This window comes from Roseovarius mucosus (assembly GCF_002080415.1).
Taxonomy (GTDB): domain Bacteria; phylum Pseudomonadota; class Alphaproteobacteria; order Rhodobacterales; family Rhodobacteraceae; genus Roseovarius; species Roseovarius mucosus_A.
Genome location: NZ_CP020474.1, coordinates 3,526,088 through 3,547,876 on the forward strand (window position 1 = coordinate 3,526,088; position 21,789 = coordinate 3,547,876).

Below are 21,789 nucleotides of genomic sequence, written 5' to 3' on the forward strand. Positions count from 1 at the left end.
CCCCCGCAACGCCAGAGAGGGATCACGAAAAGAACTCTTGCAAGCGACGCTTAAGCGTTCCGTCCGCAATCACGGGCAGGGCGACGTGATGCGTGTCGACCCCTGCAAGGATCTCGACCTGAGCGTTCCCAAGACCCGCCAAGGCCTGCGCGCGAGCAACATCTGGCGCGTAATCGCCGCCAATGATCTGAACCAGTTTGGTTTCGGGTTTTGCGTTCAGAGCGCCCCGAAGATCATAGGATTGCAGATCGCCGCTGAACAGCTCCACCAACCCCTGCTGGACATGCGGCAGTTCATCATGGTCCGCCAGAGCCGGTGTCACAAAGCCAGCCAGTGAAATCACCTCATCTGCACCGATCGCCAACCCGGTGCGAAGCGCAGCATATCCTGCCGCTGATCCCCCGATGGTCAAAACCTTTCCGCCGCCAAGCTCTGCCACACGTCGGGCCAAACCAGACTGCATCTCAGCTTCGGTCTGACCAAATTCAGGGAGTCCGTTCAAATAGACCCGTCCATATGGATCGCGCAGGTAGATCACATTTGCGGGGATCTCAGATAAAAGAAGGTCGAGATGCCGATCACTCAGGTGGCTTAGCCCCCCGAGGAACCCCCCAAAGACAAGGATTGTGCCGCGCGCGCCAGCTTTCTTGACGATGCGAACATCCGCATCCTGCGTCACTTCTGGACGCGGGACCGCCGAGCCGAGCGCTGATATAGCGGCCAACAGGCTGCGTGCTGTCGGCCCGGTGGCAGGATGATCCGTCAAACTTGCCAGCACGGCCCGGCCATGCTCGTCCTGACCCACGCGCAAGCTGAACAACGCGAACTGCAATCGCCAGTTGGCACCGGTCTGCGCCGTGGCGTCGATCTGCGCGAGGGTCTCAAAAATCGCGCGATCCTCGGAATGATCGAGGAAAATCCGGTTGAGCCGATACAAAGACCGCCACTCGAGCGGATGCAGGTCGAGCGTCCGCCGCAACACCGTGAGCGACAGATCAAAGCGGCCTGCCGCCGCCGCAAATCGACACAGACGGCAGAGCGTTTCAACATCCTCCGCGCCCGCCTCCCAAAGCGACAACACCGCATCGGTCGCCGCATCCATCGTGCCGACGAGTGGCAATACCTGGCTTTTAATGCGTGCGGCATAGGCTGGAAGCGGCCCGGCGCGTTCCGCCCGTTCAAGCATGTCGATGGTCAGGGCTGTATCCCCGCTGACATGGGCACGCATCGCAAGCCGAAGTTGCACCACGGAACTCTCAGGTTTCAAGTCATGAACCGATTTCAGAAACGTGACCTGTTTTTTTTGCGGCACAGAGCCCAAGAGCGTATTCAGCGCTGTGGTCATCATCGGCTCGTCAATCTCGATCTCTGCCAACCGGGTCAGAAAGAGCGTGCAGGCCGCATCATGCTGTGCAGCCTTACAGAGGCTTTGCAGATGAGACATCAAGACCCAAGGATTCTCGGGTCGTGCCTCTGAGAGAGCAGATGCAAGCGTGACCGCCTGCGCCGCATCGCCCTTGGCCAGCGCATATCGCACCTCTGCCAGTCGCGCGGGCAGAAAATCAGGCTGTTGGTCGAGGATGGCATCAATCTGCCGAGAGGCCCCGTCCAGATCTCCCCCCAAGATCATTTGATTGACGGCGGCGCTGTCCCATTGGGTCTGCGAAGTCTCGGTCATGAAGTTTCCTTTTTTCGCCGGGGGTGTCGTCGCTGGGTTTGATGTCGAAGCTCTGCCGAGTGCCTGCATGTTTTCCTCGCGGATCGCGCGAACGAGTGCGGCGTCCGGATCAGCACCAGAGAAGACGTCCTTAAATCGCACATGTTTGCGCCCAGAGGTTAGGAGTTTGGCCACATCTTGCCAATGAGAATCAAGCTGCACGGCAATGGCATCCGGCAAGCACGGCGGATCACTCGCCAAGAGGCTGGGCAGAGCGTCGAGCGCCTCGGCCCAACTGGTGACAACATCCTGCGCGCGGTTCATCTGTACTGCTTGCCCCATAAACTTGTGGAGCAGGGGCACCGCCACGAGCTTTGATGCCACCCCGTAAGCTGCAGCGGTGATATGGCCATGCAGCGAACTGCCGAGATAGGCGTCGGAGCCCGCGATGACCGCCGCCATATCAATCAGATGCTCGGTATCGGTGATGGAAAAGGTGCAATCAGGCTTCAGCCGGTGGATCTCCTCCGCAATCGCGTGGTCACCGTGGCATCTTCCGAGCGCAACCAGTACCGCAACCGTGCCTGTCCTGCGCAGCTCGCCCTCAAGGGCGTTTGCAAAGCTCGGGATGTCGACACCTGCCAGACTGCGCGCCTTGACGTGGAGCGCCACAACCCTCTTCTCGTCAGGTATCCCAAGACTGGCGCGGATATTGCGGAACCTGTCTTTCACCAACGCAAGCGGCCACAGGCGCGCAAGGTCCAGGGCCGTATCGGGGATCACAGACGGCCTTCGACCTGACCACAATTCCAGTCCTTTGGCACTATCGTTGTCGCGCACCACAAAGCGGTCTGCAGCATCCACCGTCCGCTGCAACCACTCAGGCGCCTGCCGGTCCACCCTCTGCTGCAACACGCCTGGCCCGTTCCAAATGACGGGCAACCCCTGCCGCACCGCCTGCGCGGTGGCGCCGATCCACAACGCGGCATAGGCTGTCGCCGAATAATCCGGCAACTCGAAATCCTTGGTATGCACAATGTTCCCGCCCCCGATCAGGACGGCATCGAAGCTGTCGACATCTCGGACAAACTCCGGGTAGGAGAGGGGCAAGACGGCATCGCGGTAGCGGGTCGCATGGGCGGTTGGAGAGATTGCAACCACTTCGACACCCAAAGGCCCAAGACGCTGCTTGGCGATCAAAGGGAACAGCAGGTCACCGTAGTTCTCGACATCAAACGTGCCAAGAATCGCAAGACGAAGCGGGCGCTCTTTGGGCATGTTCCACCTCCAAGTGGCGCGACCGGGCGCGGCGTGCGCTCAGGCTTATGGGCGGCATCCGGATATTCGACTTGCCATTCTTTTGCCGGAACATCAGTGTGTTGGCAAGAGCGGGGCCCGGGCACAGATGCGTCTTAGTGTGGGTTCAACTCGTCCAAATGCGACAGGAGCCCTGCCTTAGATGACTGACCACATTGCAAATGTGGGATTTGACCACCAATCCGCCCCCCGGCTGGCGACACTGGTTCAGGACGCAGAGGCGCTGTTCAAGGCGGAACGCTTTGTCGAGGCGATGGCCGTCTTTGAAACTGCCGCCCAACTCCATCCACCGCACAGCACCGTGCTGATTCGTCTTGCAGGGCTCTCGACCCGCATGGGGCAGTTGGACAAGGCGCGAGCGTATCTGAGTGTTCTGCGCGAGCGCTTTCCGGATTTTCAGTGGACCCCCATGGTCGAAGGTGATCTGGCCATGGCGCGGCTTGATTATGCCCGTGCAATCGCGCTCTACCGCGAGGCACAGACCCGGATGCCCGATAAGGCAGCGATCAAGACGCGCTTGGATGAGGCCGTGGCCGAGCACGCCCGTGAGTTTAGCTGGAATGCGCCGGTCGAGATCGAAATATGGCCAGCGTCCGGCCCGTCGACCTTTCTTGAGGCCGCTCCACAAGACCGGGTTCTCGTCGTGTCATGGGACCTTGGCCATAATGTTGCCGGGCGCGGCATCACCATGGCCGAAACCATCTGCGACACCCGGCCCACCGCCATGGCCGGGCCCCTCTTCCCCACCTATGGGGATGCCCTATGGTCGCCACTGGCCGAAGCAGATCGCCGCGTGCCGATCGCAGGCTGGCGCGCTCCTCATTTTCGCCACTTCCTCGAAGGCGCCCTGAAGCTGGTCAAGACCTGGCCCGCAGCAACGGTCTGGGTGTCGAAACCCCGCTTTCCGGGGCTTCTCATCGGCCTGCTATACCGGGAAATCCTTGGTGCCCGCATTATTTGCGACCTAGACGATGATGAATTGGCTTTTGTCAAAGGGTCTGCGCCACGCGATTTCAACAGTTTCCTAGCAGAGTTCAATCCGCAAGATTGGGATCGCCCGCATGGTCGAACCTGGACAGAACTTGGGATGGGCATTCTGCCATTTGTTGATGCCGTCACCTCTTGCAACCCGGTCCTTGCGTCCCGTAATACCGCCACATTGGTTCGCCACGGCCGCTCTCAAATCGCCGCGCAAAACGCCATGGCACGTCGAGACGCCACGCGCTCAGAGCTTGGCTATACGCCCTCGGATCGGGTGGTGTTGTTCCTTGGAACCCCCCGGAGGCACAAGGGCCTTGTTGAACTGGCACATGCTGTTGTCGCCTTGAACCGCCCGGATGTGGAACTCTGCATCGTTGGTTCGGTGGCAGACCCGGACATGGAACGCGAACTCTCCGCCATACCTGGCCTCAAACTGCGCCGGATTGGTGCGCAACCCTTCTCGCGCGTGCTGGACCTAAATGCCGTGGCGGATGTGGTGGTGCTCTTGCAGGATCACGATAGCCCGATCACCCAAAGCCAGACACCTGCCAAGCTGACTGACGCCATTGCCGTCGGGACCCCGGTTCTTGTGACCGAGGCAGGCCCCGTTGCCGATGTGATCGCCTCGGGCGCCGCCATGGCGATCCGCAAGGGCGACGTTTTGGTCCGTCGCCTTGAGGCCGCGCTTGCGGCTGATCGGCAATCAGGTCACGCACACCCGTTCTTTGCCAACGAGATGTCCTATGAGGCGAACCGTCCAAGAGCGTTGCAGGCGATTGCGGCGGCGCATGCGGCCCCGCCGCGAGTCTACCCGGACATGCCCGGCCTGTTGTCGTTTCTGCACCGCGAAATGCCTGGGGTGCTCTCGTCAGATATTGGCACTCTCACTGCACCATGGCTGGCCCATGCAACCGCACCTGCGCCTCTGGTGGACCCTGACCAACCGATCAATGTGGTTTTCTTCTGGAAACAGAATGATTCAGGTCTTTATGGACGTCGGCAAGACATGCTGTTGCACGAACTCTCGCTCAGGCCGGAAGTCGGGCGCATTCTGCACATCGACGCTCCCTTTCCTGTGACGGACCTCCGGGTTCACACAAACCCGATGCGTGCGCCCGTCAATGCCGAAGGGCCGATCATCGCCGCGACCACTTTGGCCCGGATGACGGGTTTGGCCGACGAGGGCAATATTCACCGTCGCAGCTTTTTAATCGGAACTCCGGGTCAGACCATGCTGGGCCGCCCGGTTCACAGCCATGAAAGCTTCCCAAACGCGGTCGAAGCTTGGATGGACGATCTCGACATGCGCACCAATTGTATCGCGTGGGTCTGTCCGGTGGTTCAGGGATTCGAACAGGTTCAGCAACGGCTCCGTTTTCCTTTTGTCATCGGTGATTATATCGACGACCAACGCTGCTGGCCGATGTCCGAGCAGCGGCGCCGGAAAATTGAACAAAACTATCGCTTCATGGCGCAGACCGTGGATGTCGCGATCACGAACTGCGCTGCCATGCAAGAGGCCCTGAAACAAGAGTCGCTTGCGCCTCTGCTCGTGCCCAATGGCATCGACATGCGCGCCGAAATGCCCGTGGCCGCCCCCGAAATCACCCGTCTGGGTGGCCCGGTGATCGGCTATTGCGGCAATATGGACGACCGCTTTGATTTTGAGCTGGTCGAGGCACTGGCGCAGGCAAGACCGCAGTGGCAAATCGTTCTGATCGGCAAGCTGTCCCGCCCTGCACACCGGGAACGGATGACCGCCTTGCCGAATGTTCATCTGCTTGGCATTCGCCCTTACGATCAGGCACGGGCCTGCATTGCGGGTTTCGACGTGGCAATTGTTCCGCACGAGCGCTCGGATCTGTCGGATCGGATGAATCCGCTCAAGGTCTATGTCTATCGGGCGCTTGGCTTGCCTGTTGTCGCGACGGACATTGCCAATCTCGATGATCTGCGCGACGATCTGACCATCGCAGAAGGTGCCGATGGTTTTGTGACCGCAATCGAGGCGGCGTTGGTCAGGGTGGCAAAACAGGGGCGGCGGTTCTTGCCCACCGATCTGAGAGCATCCCTGTCTTGGCAAAACCGCATGGACACAATCTGGTCAGAGGTTGACCAACGCCTGCGCTCCAAGATGTCTGGATCCGTGTAAAGCGGTTGCTCAAACCGGGGCGGCACAGAATGCTAATCTGCGAAAAATCAACGGCTTTAGCCGCTTTCATAGGGTCGACAGGCAGAGCCGACACAGGCGGTATCCCCGTGTAATCGACCACTGCGTTACCAGCCGATCAGGCTCGGCTCCGGGCTGCGGCAGAGACACTCGAACACGTTGCATCACCGCATCCAGAAGCAGAGACAGGAACTGACGACTTGCCTGCCCCCCAACACACGCCAGTGGGCCAAGAGAAAACGTGGCCGTTGGTTGACGGGGCCGATCCAACAGGCAGGTGTCAGGCTCTTGCCAGAGCGCAGGGTCCCGGTTCGCAGCGGAAAAATCCAGCACCACAAGACTGCGCGGCGGTAGCCAGACATCGCCAAGGTTCAACCCCGTCGCTCCGATTTGCCGTGTTCCATATCGGATTGAAGTCATCAGCCGCTCCACCTCTCGGATATAGCCGGGGCGCAGCTCGGGCCGCGCGCGCAATGTCTCCTGAAGCTCTGGGGTCTCCGCCAAATGGGCCAGCATCGACACGCTTGTGTAGGTGATCGGCAAAAGCGCCAGAAACGCAGGAAAAATCCAATGCGTGATCGGCATTTCACGCGCCTTGCCGCGTGTTTTCTCCAAAATTGACAGGTCCTGCATCACGGCACGCGCCAGAGGTTCAACAGGTGCAAGATCGCTCGGCCCGTGCCGCTCGACCGTGAGCATTATCGCCAGCAACCCGTCTTCGACCCTCTGACCCAACTCGGGGTCGATGGCCAACGCCGTTGCCCGACATGCGCCAAGTATGGGGCGCAAGAGGTCCGCCATCACATCGACCGTGCGGCCTTCGGCTGAGGCAATAGCCCCAAGCGCGGACGCCATGTCCAGATCCTGAAGCGTGCCTTGAAAAAGCCGCGTGATTGCAATGGCATCACGTCTTTCTGCGTCGTTGGGAACCCGATGTGCGCGCGCCACGATCCTTACGATTTCCATCGTTTGCTCAAGTGTAACCCCCTGTTGCGACATAAACCGCGCCATCGCCTTGGGGGTCAGCATATCCACCGTCGTGGTTGGATCGGTCAGAACGGTCCGCACATCGCACATCCGCGAGACGATCCACTGCCCATATCCGCGCTGTTTTGGCAGCCCAACCAGCAACGGATCGGCGTTGGGGTCCAGCGCAGGCGGGGCGGCCAACCGCGGAGCATCTTGCGTTGGGGGGACAGGTGAGGGCATGAAAAGCTCTGGACAAGATGGGGCAGGGGAATCGATCAAGGATATGAGTAAAGTTTTCCCGGCCAAAGTGACAGATTTATCGACCCCAGACATCTCCATAGCCATCACCTGCTGGAACATGGAGCGGGAACTGCCGCGCACCCTTTGGTCGTTGTCCCGTGCCTTTCAGCAGGGGGCAGATGACTTGACTTGGGAGATCATCGTTGTCGACAACGGCTCAGACCGTCTTCCCCTCTCCCCCAAGATGAAGCCCGCGCCGCGCATCCTCGCGGCCCGCCTCCCCGCGCCCTCGCCCGTGGGTGCCATGAATGAGGCGCTTGCGCTTGCGCGTGGGCAGATCATCGGTGCCTGGATCGACGGCGCTCGCATGGCCTCGCCTAATCTACTGGCCAGTGTCGCCCGCGCCGCCAAGGCCCATCAGGCACCGGTCATCGCCATCCCCAATCGGCAATTCGGATCAGACCGCCAAGCCACCGCCGCGCTACAAGGATATGATCGCGCAGCAGAAGATGCGCTGCTTGCGGCGGCTGGCTGGCCAGAACCCTCGGCCGATCTGTTCGCCGTGTCTTGGCCGGAAGAGCCCTCGCCAACAGCGCCCATGCTGGAATCAAACGCCTTGTTCCTGCATCGCAGTACCTGGGCTGCGTTGAACGGCTATGACCCTGCCTTTGTCGAGGCCGGCGGCGGGATGTGCAATCCGGATATGCTCGACCGCGCCCTAAGACACCCGGGCACCCAGTTCATCCGCATGTCGGGCGTGGCTACCTTTCACCAGTTTCATGGCGGCACGTCGACCTCGGACGAGATGCGGGCGGTTGAGATGGTCAAAAAGGCCACACGCGCCTACGTCGCCCTGCGCGGCCATCCCCCGCGCAAGCAGCGCGCGCGCGGTTGGGTTTACGACGCCACAACCGCCACGATGGACTATGGTTCGTCCAAAGTCTGATTGGCCCCGCGCGCAACGCGGAAACATGGCCCCCCCCCCAACGGCTCAACTCCAAAGCGAGGGTCGGCCCTCCCTACCGCGGGTCCGCGTCCAAGGTCGCCGCCTCGCGCATCACAATCCCGGCGGAATGGCGCAGGATGTCGCGGTGTCTCCTGAGGGCCTCTGGCTCTAGATCAATCTTGGGCTTTGCCTCGAGCAAATAGGTGCCGTGATCCTGACCACGGACCATTGTCGCATAGCCCTTGGTCGTGCCACGCTGCGCCACACCCCCGGCGATATACCGGATGGCAAACCCAATTCTGCGGCCCGTGGTTGCGCGGTTCGTCGCTGAGCCATGCACCAGCATCACATGGTGGAGCGACATTTCTCCGGGTCTGAGCACGCAATCCACTGCGCGCGTCTCGTCTACTGGCTCTCGCACTTCTTCGCCCAATGGCAGCATAGAGGACGCGGCATTTCGGACGGCATGGGGCACCGCCGCGGTATGGCTCTCCGGTATGACACGTAAACACCCGGTTTCCGGCGTGCTTGGCGTAAGAGCAAGCCAAGCGGTCAGCCCCCTTGGCGCATTCAGCCCCCAGCAAGTTCCATCCTGATGCCACGGCACCACATCGGCAGAGCCCGCTTGCTTGCAAAAAAACTCGATCCCCAGCACAGCACATCAGGCCCCAGGATTTCGGCAACGCGCGCAACGATCCGCGCATCTTGCACAACATCCCAAAGAAACGGAAAGAGCAGATGCCCTTTGACGTTCAGCAGTTTGAAAATACTTGGCCCGAGCCGCTCTTCCACCTGCTCGAACTTTGCGACAAGCTCTGCCGCCTCCGTCTCGGTCATCACCGGGACAGCCGAGACATAGCCGTCCCTCGCGTAGCTCTGCATGATATCCTCGGTCATGTCCCAGTCTCCGGTGATGGATCAACCTGCCTAAGATGGGCCTCTTTCGCGCGGCGGATCACCCGCCCGGCCTGGCGGATGACATCCGCATGTCGCGCCAGCGCGTCAGCGCTCAGCGCGCCCTCTGGTGCGGTTTCTAGCGGCATCCCCGATATATTGCGCCCGCTCACCAGTGTTACGGTGGCCCCATCTTGGCTGATGGTGGCTGGTACATAGCGGATAACGAACCCAAGCCGTCGATCCGACGAAAGATTGCGCCCAGACCCGTGCAAGACGAGCGGATGATGCAAAGACATTTGACCCGGTCGAAGCACCAGTGCGCGCGCAAGAGAGCGGTCGATTTCCTGCCGTACTGCCTCGCGCGCACCCAGCATGTTGCGGGCATCCTGCGTATCCAGATGCGCCAATTGCCGCGTGTGTGTGCCCGGGATCACCTCCATGCAGCCCGACTCGGAATTGGTAGCACTCAGCGCCAACCAGGCGGTCGCACCAATTGCATCGCTCAGTCCCCAAAAGGTTGCGTCCTGATGCCAGGCCACATACCCGTCAGATCCCGCCGGCTTGTCGATAATGCTTGATCCAATGCAATAAATGTCAGGCCCCAGCAGGCTTGAAACGGGGCCGACGATCCGCGGATCATGCACAATGTCCCAAAGAAACGGCAGAAGCAAATGCGGCTTGACCCGTGTCAATCCCGAGAGGCGTCCATGCGATTGCGCCTCCTGTGCCTCGATATGCGCGCGTATCGTCGCGGCCTCCTCTTCCGACATGACGTCGAGAGGACAGAGCACGCCATCATGCCCGAAAGAGGCGCAGGATTCGGGGGTAAGCGCATGGCGTTGTGAGGAATAGGCATCCGTCGAGGGCATGGGTTAGAATGGCTCCGTTTCGTGTATGTCCTGCCCCGTCAGGGCGGCTTTGCGGTCCTGCGGCGTGCTGAAAGGCGTCATCGCCCAGTTCAACCCATCTTGCCTCAGACCTTCACGAAAGGCGAGCGCTGCGAACGCGAGCCGCTCACGCCGTTTCGCGTCTGGTCCGGCCCGAAATGTCTCGGCAACTCTGTCCCAATGGCGATCAAGTCTGGCGAGCACACCGGGCGGTATGGGCTGTGATGGGCCTTGCACAGCCTGTTCCAGCGCGGCAAGCGCCTCTGGCCAATCCTTCATCAGGTCGCAACTACGCCCCAGATGTCTGACAAGGCCGTCGAACTTTCGGTAGGCCGGGCGCGCCACCAAAAGCCCAGGCACACCATACGCAGCGGCGGTGATATAGCCGTGTAGCGATGACCCGGCATAGGCACGCGCATGCGCAAGAAGTGCTGCGATATCCCGGAGCCCGCGCGGCCGGTCAAGGGCTGCGGCGGCCACCCCCCGCGCTGCAAGTGCTGCCGTCAGTTCGCGCGCCATCCGGTCGTCGGCATGCGCTGTGCCAAGCCCGATCACAATCGGCGATACGTCAAGGCGCGTGCACATCTGCGCCAGACCTTCGGCGAGGTCGCACAGCGATGCCTCCCCAAGCGATCTGCGCCGAACATGCGTCGCCAGCACCCGGTCTGTCCGTGTCACGCCCAGAGTGGCGCAGACCCGGGCAAAATCTTGGGCCAGTTCTGCTTTTGGCCAGACTGTTTCAAGGCCGAGAATCGTATCTGGAACGATCTCGACCTCTGGATGCTCTGACAGGCCCACCATCCGGATCGAACCGGCATCCCGGAGTGCAAGGTAATCGGCACAGTCAAAGGCCGCCGCCGCGAGCGGCTTTAGTCCGGACCGAAGAGGGTGCGGAACGCCGGGGGCATTCCACGCCACAGGCACATCCCGCAACGCCGCCGCCAACGTGGCCCCGAGCCAGGTCAAGGGGCCAATCGCAGCGCCGATCCCACCCTCGCGATACTCTTTGATCGGGTCCATGCGATGGGTATGCACAATATATCCGCCGCCTATGAGTAGGCCATCACACGGGGCAAGCGGATCAAACGCTGTGGCAATGTCGCGAGATGCCATCGCCTCGCGCAGGCCGGTTTCTGCCCCGGTCGGTGACATCGCATGCACGCGACATCCGCGACGGCCCAGTTCATTCGCGGCAACCACGGGGAACATGAGATCGCCGAAATTCGGCATGTCGAACATGCCGGTGATCATGATATCGAGCGGTCTTTTGCCGCAAGCGTTGCCCATGGCTATGTCGTCGCTCGGCTCTCGCCAATCGGATGAGCGACATGGTGGCCAAGGGCCCTGACGCTCGGATTGTCAAAAACCTCATTAGGGTTCACTTGAATGGCGAACTGCTCGTCCTTCTGGGCGCCGATGTTTGTGGTTTCGGTGGTATCAAGCCCGTAGACATCGAAACGGTTCTTCGTCGAAACGGGATCCGGCACCTTGATCACTGTGGTGATATGTGCCGCCATCCCGCCGCGGATCACGCCCTCGTCAGCGGGTTGGATTAGAGGTGTTCGGCTGGGCATGAATCACCTGCGTTATTTCGTTATGGGCCAGACGTGGGTTGGCCTAAGTATCCCCGAATTATCCCGGTCTTGCAATCAATTGGGCCAGACGCCGATCAGATCACGACTGGGGAGAGAGGACGTGTAATCCGCCCCCCCTTTCGCGCCGCACAGGGCAGAACCACCCCCGCGTTCCAGTGCCAAGGCGTCAAACCAGACGAAGCTTGCCCCAACACATTTGCTTTGGAATTAATAGACGCGGTCGAACACCCGTTGCAGTGCCGTATGACGCAATTCGCGCCCGATCCATTGTCATACTCAACGGGCCTGCCACGACCGATCAAGCGATCCCCGCCATAACGCCTCGTGACAGCCGCCATTACTGCATCCAAGCCTAGTGACGCCTTCTCATGTCCCTGCCGCGTCTAGGCCCTCTTTACTTGTGCAGCACCCAGGTTTGCCGTTTTGCCTCGATCTCGAACCCATGGTCGCGTGCGAACTCTTTGATTGCCTCCTGCATCACAAAGCATCCGGATTCGTCCGGCCAGAGCCAGTCATCACCACACAAGATCGCATCGGGATAGAGCGCATAAGCCGCATCAAGATCGGCCCGATGCTTGAACGCGTCGATATAGATCATGTCCACCGGAATCTCCCGGCGCCTCAGGTAATAGAGCGCCTCAGGCGAGAACCGACGAACCGGATAGAAGCGATGCCTGAAGTCCCGCAGATTGTTCAGGGCGACAGCAAAATTCCCATAGTCGGACAAGAGGCGGGCGATGCGTTTCACTTCGGTATCTGACAGATGTTCAACATGGAGCGACATCGACGGATGATGTGCCATCCCCAAAACGTAATCCGCCCAGTTGCCATCCCAAGGATCAACGCCAATCAAGTTTAGATCAGGATTTGCCGTCAGCCAGTGCAGCGCCGATCCCCCCAAGAAACAGCCCACCTCAACCATGAGACGCACGTCCTTTGCGATGATCTCACGCAACACGATGTCGCGTCCCCCATCGCCATTCGCGTCCAGCGCCAGCTTGAAGGGTGCGTGGTCTTCCCATGGGAAATCCGGCCATGGATTGTCGCGTCTAAGCGCCTCTAATCCCAACATGATCTGCGACCCCGGTGGCGCGTCTTCCGCAGGATAGCTAGCATCCACCTCGTTGCGCACAGTCCGAACCGCCGCCGAAGCCCCCGGTGCGATGGTCCTCTCAGGTTTTGGCGCGCTCTTGGATCGGGCTTCGGCCAAGACCACCGCAGGCGGATGCGCCCCCTTGCAATAGTGGAATACGCTATGCCCCGACGCGCCTTGACGCGCCGCCGTGGGGATCGCTGCGCGCCGCAGGTCGTCGCGGTCAAAGATCTCAATTGGCTCGATCAGATGTGGGCCTGTTCCCCAAACCTCTTGCAGCAAATCCCTCAGATCGCTTGACCCGAAAATGCGCATGTGATCCTTTTCGCCAAAGCGTGCCAGGCGCTCAGCATCCGTCAGATCAGGCGATAGATCTTCGTCAGTCTTCTCGCCACGGATCGGGACAGACAGGAAATGCAGCCCGCCCGGTGCCAATATCCGGTCCAACTGACGCAAGACTTCGCGCACGTCGCACGGGACATGCTCCAGAACATGGTTGTGAAGGATCACATCATAACTGGCATCCGGGATCGCGGCGAGGTCCGTGCATAAATCCAACATGCGGATGCTTTTGTTTTGGCTTTTCTGGAAACGTTCCGCGTTCACTTCGGCCCCGTGGTAGGCATCGCCGGACAAGTCGCTGAACTTTCGCGCAAGGCTTGGTTCCGGTGCCAACTGCAGCACTCGCTTGCCCGGTTCAAAACCGCCCAGCCGATCCAAAATCATCCACATCAGCCGGTTGCGCTCTACGGCTCGGCATGTAGAGCACCGCGCGTTCTGGCGACCGTTGAAGTCTTCGTACTCGGAGCCCTTGCAAATCGGACATTCCAGATCCTTGGCACGCTCCTGCACAGGCGGTTGCACGGCACTGTGAACGCTCCGCATCTCTGGCGATGCGACTTTGCGCATCACGAATGTCGCATTGGTGTAACAGGGCTCCTGCACGCCGCTGCGTCTCACCACGGCCAGATGCCCCCCCAAAGAGCGGATGATCTCCGACAGATCGCTCCCGTAGTCGGTGAACACCAAGCATTTTGTCCCATCCCCAGCGTTATGATAGCGCTCGGGTTTGAGATGAACCAACGTTCCCTGCTCCAGTCGTGCCCGTGTCTCGGTGCGATCCGGTAGCGGATAGTCATTCGGGATAGAGAAGACATGGATGCCACCGGGCCGAAGCACACGCAGCGTCTCGGCAAAGGCTTTCTCGATATCGGGAAGATGTTCCATCACATCGCTGGTGATGATCAGATCAAAGCTGTTGTCTTGGAAAGTCAGCCGGGTCAAATCTTCGTTGCGCACGCCGTCCGAAGAGACGTCGCCAAGCGGCTCATCGGGGCGGAAATAGGACCGGACGTAGTTTTGCAAGCCTTTGAGGCGCGCAACGAACGGCCCCCGCAGCGCCGGTTCATAGATCGATATGTCATTCAGCAGGCCGCGCTCGACAAGTTGATCAAGAGAAATCGCCTGTCCGCGACCGAACTCATCTACGATGACGCCAGCCTGGTCTCGCCAGCGCAACGTAAAGCGACAGTTCGAACAGGCATAGGATTCCCGCACAGACCGCTGATCGCCGCGAAGCATAGTGCCGACGTGACCACAGATCGTGCAGAGACCGAAAAGATCGGATTGTTGCAAGGTGTTCCCTCCGAATGACCGACTGCTTGACGCGCAGTTTCATTCGATCTTACGCACGCGTTCACCTTCTTGCGCAGGTCAAAAAATGTCAACTGCGGACACCGAACCGATGCGCCTCCGCAAGATGCCGGTGGTATCCAACCGTCATCTACGTAACGTCATGTAAGCAAGTATCCTCCGATGCCGTCATTTTTCCGCTCAACCGGAAGCATTCCACTGTTTACCTTAAATGCGACGCGAGATAGTGATGGGTCGAGAAAAACGGGACTGCTCTAGAATGAATAACAAGTTGTTTTCAAACCTTTTCCTGAGCATCGGTGCGATGAAAGCGGGCACAACATGGCTCTATGCAGTCTTGGAGCGTCACCCAGAGCTTCATTTCACGCCCGAAAAGGAACTGCATTATTTTTATCATAGGTATGTGGACAACAGTTACCTGAACGAAAAGCGACGGCTCAAGGACGCCAAGGATCGCTACCTGTTCCGCTATGATCCAGAAAAGGCGAATATCGACCGCATCCGCGCGAATTTGCATTGGGTGTCGAACTATCTGAACAGCCCTTTGGATGATTTCTGGTATCGCAATCTGTTCCAGTTACGGGATCATCAGGTCTGGGCCTGTGATTTCTCTAATCTTCATGCCTTTGTGCCCGAGGCGGCATGGCCTAGGATTTCCGCCGACTGCGAACGGCTGCGCGTTCTTTATACGATGCGGCATCCGCTCAAGCGGCTGTGGAGCCACACCAAGTTTCATCTTCAACTGACCGGCAAACTGCACCTCCTTGATGAGTGGACCGCCGGCGATTACGAGACCTTCGTGCGTTTACCGCATATATGGGACAACGCGGAGTACGGGGCGGTTCTACGGCGCATGAAATCTGGCCTCAAAGAGCAGGAACGCATGGTAATGTTCTATGAAGATCTTCATGCCGACCAGCGCGGTACTCTGGCGCGCATCGAAGAGTTTCTTGGTGTGGCGCCCTTTCAGTATCCGCAACCCCTGCTGAACCGCCGGTTCACTGAAAGTGCTTCGCGCCCTATGCCCGATTTCTTTGCCAAGCTCTTCGCGCAGGACATAGAGCGCATTACACATGAAGTCGAAACAGAGGGTTTTGTCGTGCCAAAAGAGTGGCAGTCGCACTGAAATTTTTCGTTTCAAGAATCCGGTGCCGCGTTGCCGATAGAGGCATTTTTGAGATAACACCGCAAATACCACGGCCAGAAAGCGTCTGAAGTCACGGCTTGCACACCGCAAACCGTGAGAGGAGCGACAAACGTCCATTTGGGCCCTTCGGCAGCAAGGGCTGAGGCGCGGCGCGGCCGGTCTGGAAAATCTTTGGACAAACCTAGGGCAGTGGGTTCTTTGAGCCTCAAATCTCCCAGACATGACTATGCCCTCGCCAGATGCCTCTAGCGTGAGGGATGTCGCGTAAAGCCGCGTCTCCCAGCTCAACTCAAATTTTGCCGCCAACCAGAAAGATGGATTTATCCGATCATTTTTGTGGTTTGGGGCTTCAAAGGAGGTGAGCGCCCGAAGGCTTCACTTAACTCTTTGAAATCAGGGGTTTTTGGCGGAAGCTCAGGGATTCGAACCCTGGGTACCTCTCGGTACGCTGGTTTTCAAGACCAGTGCAATCGACCACTCTGCCAAGCTTCCATGCCTTAGACGACACCGGCGCATCCGGGCCGGGTTAGGCCCGGCGGTGCGCCGCTGTGTGGTGCGACTGTGCCTATAGAGGTCCGGGCGATTCTGAAAGGGGGGGATGCTGGGGAAAATCGCGCATCGAACGCCTGCGCACTTTTCACGCGGGGGGCAAGGCGCTAGAGTGCGGGCGCGCGACAGGACCGGGACGATAACAGGCAAGACCGGACCACCGGCTAACACCGCTGAAAACTTGCGCATACGGGCACGGGGCAAAGGGCAAGGGGCAAGAGATGAGAATTGCGGAACAGGGCAAGGGCGGACAGGTGCGGCTATCGCGGCTCGTCCTCGTCGGTGCGGCGATGATGCTGCTGGCTGGATGCGAAGAGGGCGCGCCCTCATGGCTCAAGCCCGACAGCGCCGCGCAATCCTCGACGGGGGGCGCGACGCCTGCACGTCAGTCGGTCAAGCTGGTGGAGCGTGATGTCGAGGCCCCGGATGTCTTTCAGGTGACAGATATGGGCCTTTGGGACGGGCGGCCATCGCTCGGCGGGGTTTGGGTGGCACATCCTGACGTCAAAGAACCGGAGCGGGTCATCATCCGCAGCACGGCGGATTCGAAATTCGTGATCGGCGCGCTGTTCCGGCGCGCGCGAGATATTCCCGGACCGGCGTTACAGGTGTCTTCGGATGCCGCAGCCGCACTTGGTATGCTGGCGGGGGCGCCGGTACAGCTCAATGTAACCGCGCTTCGCCGGGAAGAGGCCAAAGAAGAAACACCCGAGCCCGAGAGCGCGCCGGATGCGGCAGAGGTCCTTGCAGCACCGTCCGAGATCGAAGCGACGGCGCTTGATCCCGTCGCCGGGGCGGCGGCGGCAATTGATGCGGCCGAGGCTTCTGCGGAAACGCCAGCGACTGCAACGCAGCCAACCGTTGCTGCGGCGCCAATCCCTGCTCCTGCGGCCACTCCCACTCCCCCTCGCGCCTCTGGGCTTGATAAGCCCTTTATCCAGATCGGGATTTTCAGCGTTGAAGAAAACGCTCGAAATACTGCGACGGCGATGCGGCAGGCCGGGATGGTGCCGACGGTGCTAGAGCAAAACAGCCAAGGCAAAGCATTCTGGCGCGTGATCGTGGGGCCTGCGACCAGTTCCTCAGAGCGGGCAGCCTTGCTCAAAAAGATCCAAGGCATCGGTTTTGAAGACGCCTATGCCGTCACCAACTGAGATTAGGAGGGTCTGATGCGCCTTATCCGCCATATTGCTGCTGCAACGCTTTGTCTTGGGGTGGCGCTGCCTGCGCAGGCCTTTGAAACCAGCGCCAAGGCGGCTTATGTCATGGATGTGACCACCGGGACGGTTCTGCTCGACAAGAACGCCGACACACCCATGCCGCCCGCGTCAATGTCCAAGCTGATGACGCTCTACGTGGCTTTTGAGGCTGTGCGCAGTGGGCGACTGACGCTGGACGAGCGCCTGCCTGTATCCCAGCACGCTATGAGCTATGGTGGCTCGACAATGTTTCTTGACACCACCGACCGAGTCCGGGTCGAGGACCTGTTGCGCGGTATTATCGTGCTCTCCGGCAATGATGCCTGCGCGGTGATCGCCGAGGCCCTCAGCCCAGATGGGACCGAGGCCGGGTTTGCCCGCTTTATGACGCAGCGCGCGCAGCAAATGGGCATGACCAACTCCATTTTCCGCAATGCCAGCGGTTGGCCCGCCGAGGGGCATGTCATGAGCATGCGTGATCTGGCGCTTTTGGCGCGCCACATTATTGAGGATTTCCCAGAATTCTATCCGATGTTCGCCGAAACCGAGTTTCGCTTTGACGGTCGCGCACCGAGCAATATCAGCAACCGCAACCCGCTCTTGGGGCTGGGGATTGGGGCTGATGGTCTTAAGACTGGGCATACAGAACAGGCGGGATTTGGCCTGACCGGATCGGCCAAGCAGGGTGAACGGCGGGTGGTTTTCGTGATCTCGGGGCTGGCGACAGCGCAGGACCGGGCGCGCGAATCCGAGTCGATCGTAAACTGGGCCTTTCGGCAATTTGCAGAGAAATCCGTGCTCACGGCTGGCGAGGAGGTTGCGCGCGCTGCGGTTTGGATGGGCGAGGCCACCAGCGTGGGTCTGACCGTGGCCGAGGATGTCTCGACCCTGCTTCCGGTGCTTGATGGCGGTGAGCTAAAGGGCGAGGTGGTGTATACCGGCCCGGTGCGCGCGCCGGTGGCCAAAGGCGATGTGCTGGCCGAATTGGTCTTTGCGCCCGAGGGGCTGCCGTCCACGCGCGTGCCTTTGGTGGCTGCCGAGGATGTGGCGCAGGGTGGGTTCATGACCCGGATACGCACTGTTTCAGGCGTGCTTTTGGCGCGCTTGCAGCAGGGCCCCGAGGGGGCGCTTTGAGCGGGCAGGGGCTGTTCCTCAGCTTTGAGGGGATTGACGGGTCAGGCAAATCCACACAGGCGCGACGGCTGGCAGAGACGCTGCGCGCCAAGGGCCGCGATGTGGTCTTGACGCGCGAGCCGGGGGGCAGTCCGGGGGCTGAGGAAATTCGGCGTCTGGTGCTCGAAGGCGACAAGGACCGCTGGTCCGCCGAAACCGAAATTCTGCTTTTCACCGCCGCGCGGCGCGATCATCTGGAGCGGGTGATCGCCCCCGCTCTGGCCCGTGGTGCGGTGGTGATCTGCGACCGCTTTGCCGACAGCACGCGCATGTATCAGGGTCTTGGCCGCGCTGATTTGCGCGGGATTGTCGATCAGTTACATACGCTGATGATCGGGCGAGAGCCGGATTTGACCGTGCTGATTGATATTGATCCCGGTGTGGGCCTTGGGCGGGCGCTGTCGCGCGGGGGCGACGAGGCGCGGTTTGAATCCTTTGGCGAGGGGATGCAGGCGCGGATGCGCACCGGGTTTTTGGCCCTGTCGCAGGAATTCCCAGCACGTTTTACGGTGATCGACGGCGCGCGAGACATGGACGCCGTGGCCGAGGACGTCGCCCGTGTGGTGCAGGCGCACCTGCCATGAACGACGATGGCCTGCTGCCTGAACCTGACCGCGTCGAGGGCGCGCCGCATCCACGCGAGACGGTGCAACTGTTTGGTCAAAGTGCGGCGGAGGCCGAATTTCTCGAGGCCTTCAACACAGGACGGCTGCATCACGGCTGGCTGATCACCGGGCCGCGTGGTGTAGGCAAGGCCACACTGGCGTGGCGCATTGCACGGTTCTTGCTGGCAACCCCGCTGGTGCAGGACGAGGGGCTTTTTGGCGCGCCGCCGCCGCCCGTGACGCTGGATGTCGCGCCGGATCATCCGGTAGCGCGGCGCTTGCTGGCTTTGTCCGATCCGGGGCTATTTCTGCTGCGGCGCGGCCCCACCGACAAGGGCGATCGGCTGGCCGCCGAAATTCGCGTCTCCGAGGTGCGCAAGTTGGGCAATTTCTTTGCCCTCTCTGCCGCAGATGGCGGGCGGCGGGTTGTGATTGTCGATGCGGCGGATGATCTTAACACCCAAGCGGCCAACGCCATCCTCAAGATGCTGGAAGAGCCGCCTGCGCGCACGGTCCTGTTGCTCATATCGCATCAACCCTCTGGTCTTTTGCCCACCATCCGCTCGCGCTGTCGCACATTGCGGTTGGCCCCTCTGGGACCGCAAGAGATGGCGCAGGCGCTGGAGCAGGCAGGAATAGCGCCCGAGGGCGATCCAGCGGCCTTGGCGGAGCTTTCAGGCGGCTCGGTTGGGGCGGCGGTGCGGCTGCTCAATCTGGGCGGGCTCAAACTCTACGCAGAGCTGGTGGGCCTGATGGAAAGCCTGCCGCGCCTTGATCGCCCCCGCGCCCTGCGGCTGGCCGAAGCGGCGGCGACGCGCGGGGCCGAAGACCGGCTGGATCTGCTGTTTTCTCTCACCGATCTTTTGCTGGCGCGCTTGGCGCGGACAGGCGCCACAGGCCAGCCCCCCTCCGCCGAGGCCGCAGCGGGCGAGGCCGCGATGCTGGCACGGCTGGCACCTGATGCCTATCAGGGTCGGGCATGGGCCGACTGTGCCGAAACCATCGGCGCACGGGCCCGGCATGGGCGGGCGGTCAACCTTGACCCTGCCAGCCTGGTCCTAGATACGGTGTTCAGGATTCAGCAAACCGCCGGGGCCTAATCCCCGCGCCCGAGGACAGGCATGAGCACCGACATTCGCATCACTGACAGCCACTGCCACCTCGACTTCCCTGATTTCGACGAGGAGCGGGATCAGGTCATTTCCCGCGCTGTGGCTGCGGGTGTGCATCGCATGGTAACGATCTGCACCCGTCTGGACCAAGAGCCGCGCGTGCGCGCAATTGCCGAGGCGCATGCGCCGGTGTTTTATGCGGCGGGTATTCACCCGATGCGCGCGGCCGAGAGCCCCTTGGTGAACGTCGATGATTTGGTAAAATTGGCGGAACATCCCAAGTTTGTGGGCATCGGCGAAACGGGGCTCGACTATTACTACACTGCCGAGAGTGCCGAGGTGCAAAAACAAAGCCTGCGGGTGCATATCGAGGCCGCACGGCGCACGGGACTGCCGCTGATCATTCATGCGCGCAGCGCGGATCAAGACATGGCGCGCATTCTGGCCGAGGAATATCGCAACGGCGGGTATACCTGCGTCATGCATTGCTTTTCTTCCAGCGCTGAATTGGCGCGCGCTGCGCTTGATCTGGGGTTCTACCTGTCGATGTCAGGCATTGCGGCGTTCCCCAAAAGCCAAGACTTGCGCGATATCTTTGCAAGTGCACCAGTAGAGAGAATCCTGTTGGAAACCGACGCGCCCTATCTGGCACCGCCCCCCCATCGTGGCCGCCGCAATGAGCCCGCCTATACGCCTCACACCGGACAAAAGGCTGCCGAAGTGTTCGGCATGGGCTGGGCCGAATTTGCCGCGCAGACCGAGGCCAATTTTGGGCGACTTTTTACCAAGGCGGTGCTGTGATGGCAGAGTTGCGTTTTATCGTTCTGGGCTGTGGATCGTCTGGGGGGGTGCCGCGTCTTGGTGGGCATTGGGGCGAGTGCGATCCCACCAACCCCCGCAACACGCGCCGCCGCTGCTCCCTTCTGATCGAACGAGAGACCGAGGGGGGCATTACCCGCGTGCTGATCGACAGCTCGCCCGACCTGCGCGCGCAACTTCTGGACGCAGGCATCGGCGCGCTGGATGCGGTGGTTTATACCCATTCCCACGCCGATCATGTCCATGGCATCGACGATCTGCGGATGATCGTGTTCAACATGCGCAAGCGTTTGCCGGTCTGGGCCGATGGCGACACGCAAAACGCGCTCTATTCTCGGTTCGGCTATGCTTTTGTCCAACCTGCAGATAGCCCTTATCCCCCCATTCTTGACATGCACACGATCGACGGTCCGTTTGAGATCGAGGGTGCGGGAGGGGCTATCGCGCTCACACCGTTTCAGGTCAATCACGGCTCGATTGACTCGCTTGGCTTTCGCGTGGGTGATCTTGCCTATCTGCCTGATGTGGCCGCCATTCCCGAGGATGTCTGGCCGGTGCTGAGCGGGCTGGATTGCTGGATATTGGATGCGCTGCGCCGCACGCCGCATCCGACGCATGCCCATCTGGCGCTGTCGCTTGAATGGATCGCGCGCGCGGCCCCGCGCCGGGCTGTCCTGACCAATATGCATATCGATCTCGACTATCAGACTGTGGCAGAGGAGACACCGGCGCATGTGACCCCCGCCTATGACGGGATGATCCTGCGTTACACGGTCTAAG

The 21,789-nt window shown here is 60.6% G+C and carries 17 protein-coding genes and 1 tRNA gene; 9 read left to right on the plus strand and 9 right to left on the minus strand.

Translation table 11 applies throughout. The features are described 5' to 3' along the window. Window positions 1–22: 22 nt before the first annotated feature. Entirely contained in the window at window positions 23–2,935 is a 2,913-nt protein-coding gene (locus ROSMUCSMR3_RS16795) for a polysaccharide pyruvyl transferase family protein (protein ID WP_081508062.1), read from the minus strand. A 181-nt stretch (window positions 2,936–3,116) separates the two neighbouring features. On the opposite strand from ROSMUCSMR3_RS16795, the gene ROSMUCSMR3_RS16800 reads away from it, so the two are divergent. Then, window positions 3,117–6,107 carry a glycosyltransferase gene (locus ROSMUCSMR3_RS16800; protein WP_081508063.1) on the plus strand — a complete coding sequence of 997 codons (2,991 nt, stop codon included), beginning with the start codon at window positions 3,117–3,119 and terminating at the stop codon, window positions 6,105–6,107. Window positions 6,108–6,173: 66 nt separating this feature from the next. On the opposite strand, the gene ROSMUCSMR3_RS16805 is transcribed toward ROSMUCSMR3_RS16800, so the two are convergent. Next, the gene (locus ROSMUCSMR3_RS16805) at window positions 6,174–7,295 is read right to left on the minus strand and encodes a cytochrome P450 (protein ID WP_157667347.1); all 1,122 of its coding nucleotides are present in this window, start codon (window positions 7,293–7,295) and stop codon (window positions 6,174–6,176) included. An 82-nt stretch (window positions 7,296–7,377) separates the two neighbouring features. Between ROSMUCSMR3_RS16805 and ROSMUCSMR3_RS16810 the strand changes: the two genes are divergently transcribed. Further along, window positions 7,378–8,280, plus strand: coding sequence for a glycosyltransferase family 2 protein (locus ROSMUCSMR3_RS16810; protein WP_157667348.1), 903 nt, complete (start codon window positions 7,378–7,380; stop codon window positions 8,278–8,280). A 73-nt stretch (window positions 8,281–8,353) separates the two neighbouring features. Here ROSMUCSMR3_RS16810 and ROSMUCSMR3_RS16815 read toward each other — a convergent pair whose 3' ends face one another. The 6 genes from ROSMUCSMR3_RS16815 to ROSMUCSMR3_RS16840 form a co-directional block, all read right to left on the minus strand. Then, window positions 8,354–8,887: a phytanoyl-CoA dioxygenase family protein gene (locus tag ROSMUCSMR3_RS16815; RefSeq protein ID WP_157667349.1), complete on the minus strand. Its 534-nt coding sequence runs from the start codon at window positions 8,885–8,887 to the stop codon at window positions 8,354–8,356. Next, entirely contained in the window at window positions 8,851–9,177 is a 327-nt protein-coding gene (locus ROSMUCSMR3_RS16820) for a hypothetical protein (RefSeq protein ID WP_081508067.1), read from the minus strand. Before ROSMUCSMR3_RS16820 ends, ROSMUCSMR3_RS16815 begins: the two co-directional genes overlap by 37 nt. Then, window positions 9,174–10,046 (minus strand): phytanoyl-CoA dioxygenase family protein, encoded by an 873-nt coding sequence (locus ROSMUCSMR3_RS16825; protein ID WP_081508068.1) that lies wholly within the window; start codon window positions 10,044–10,046, stop codon window positions 9,174–9,176. The genes ROSMUCSMR3_RS16820 and ROSMUCSMR3_RS16825 overlap by 4 nt, the downstream gene beginning before the upstream one ends. A 3-nt stretch (window positions 10,047–10,049) precedes the next feature. Next, the gene (locus ROSMUCSMR3_RS16830; RefSeq protein WP_081508069.1) at window positions 10,050–11,351 is read right to left on the minus strand and encodes a polysaccharide pyruvyl transferase family protein; all 1,302 of its coding nucleotides are present in this window, start codon (window positions 11,349–11,351) and stop codon (window positions 10,050–10,052) included. A gap of 2 nt (window positions 11,352–11,353) precedes the next feature. Then, window positions 11,354–11,638 (minus strand): phosphopantetheine-binding protein, encoded by a 285-nt coding sequence (locus ROSMUCSMR3_RS16835; protein WP_157667350.1) that lies wholly within the window; start codon window positions 11,636–11,638, stop codon window positions 11,354–11,356. Between the two features lie 415 nt (window positions 11,639–12,053). After that, on the minus strand, window positions 12,054–14,387 hold the full coding sequence (locus tag ROSMUCSMR3_RS16840; protein ID WP_237183471.1) for a methyltransferase domain-containing protein: 2,334 nt from the start codon (window positions 14,385–14,387) through the stop codon (window positions 12,054–12,056). A gap of 277 nt (window positions 14,388–14,664) precedes the next feature. Between ROSMUCSMR3_RS16840 and ROSMUCSMR3_RS16845 the strand changes: the two genes are divergently transcribed. Further along, window positions 14,665–15,531, plus strand: a complete 867-nt coding sequence (locus ROSMUCSMR3_RS16845) for a sulfotransferase (RefSeq protein ID WP_081508071.1) — start codon at window positions 14,665–14,667, stop codon at window positions 15,529–15,531. Window positions 15,532–15,956: 425 nt separating this feature from the next. On the opposite strand, the gene ROSMUCSMR3_RS16850 is transcribed toward ROSMUCSMR3_RS16845, so the two are convergent. After that, window positions 15,957–16,044, minus strand: a tRNA-Ser gene (locus ROSMUCSMR3_RS16850). Window positions 16,045–16,322: 278 nt separating this feature from the next. Between ROSMUCSMR3_RS16850 and ROSMUCSMR3_RS16855 the strand changes: the two genes are divergently transcribed. Genes ROSMUCSMR3_RS16855 through ROSMUCSMR3_RS16880 form a run of 6 tightly spaced genes read left to right on the plus strand, consistent with a single transcriptional unit; the run spans window position 16,323 to window position 21,788 of the window. Beyond that, window positions 16,323–17,255 (plus strand): SPOR domain-containing protein, encoded by a 933-nt coding sequence (locus ROSMUCSMR3_RS16855; protein ID WP_081508072.1) that lies wholly within the window; start codon window positions 16,323–16,325, stop codon window positions 17,253–17,255. A 15-nt stretch (window positions 17,256–17,270) separates the two neighbouring features. After that, window positions 17,271–18,434 (plus strand): D-alanyl-D-alanine carboxypeptidase family protein, encoded by a 1,164-nt coding sequence (locus ROSMUCSMR3_RS16860; RefSeq protein WP_081508073.1) that lies wholly within the window; start codon window positions 17,271–17,273, stop codon window positions 18,432–18,434. After that, window positions 18,431–19,057, plus strand: coding sequence for a dTMP kinase (gene tmk / locus ROSMUCSMR3_RS16865; RefSeq protein ID WP_081508074.1), 627 nt, complete (start codon window positions 18,431–18,433; stop codon window positions 19,055–19,057). The genes ROSMUCSMR3_RS16860 and tmk overlap by 4 nt, the downstream gene beginning before the upstream one ends. After that, the gene (locus ROSMUCSMR3_RS16870) at window positions 19,054–20,178 is read left to right on the plus strand and encodes a DNA polymerase III subunit delta' (RefSeq protein WP_081508075.1); all 1,125 of its coding nucleotides are present in this window, start codon (window positions 19,054–19,056) and stop codon (window positions 20,176–20,178) included. The genes tmk and ROSMUCSMR3_RS16870 overlap by 4 nt, the downstream gene beginning before the upstream one ends. A 21-nt stretch (window positions 20,179–20,199) precedes the next feature. Beyond that, on the plus strand, window positions 20,200–20,991 hold the full coding sequence (locus tag ROSMUCSMR3_RS16875) for a TatD family hydrolase (RefSeq protein ID WP_081508076.1): 792 nt from the start codon (window positions 20,200–20,202) through the stop codon (window positions 20,989–20,991). Further along, window positions 20,991–21,788, plus strand: a complete 798-nt coding sequence (locus tag ROSMUCSMR3_RS16880; RefSeq protein ID WP_081508077.1) for an MBL fold metallo-hydrolase — start codon at window positions 20,991–20,993, stop codon at window positions 21,786–21,788. Before ROSMUCSMR3_RS16875 ends, ROSMUCSMR3_RS16880 begins: the two co-directional genes overlap by 1 nt. Window position 21,789 lies beyond the last annotated feature (1 nt).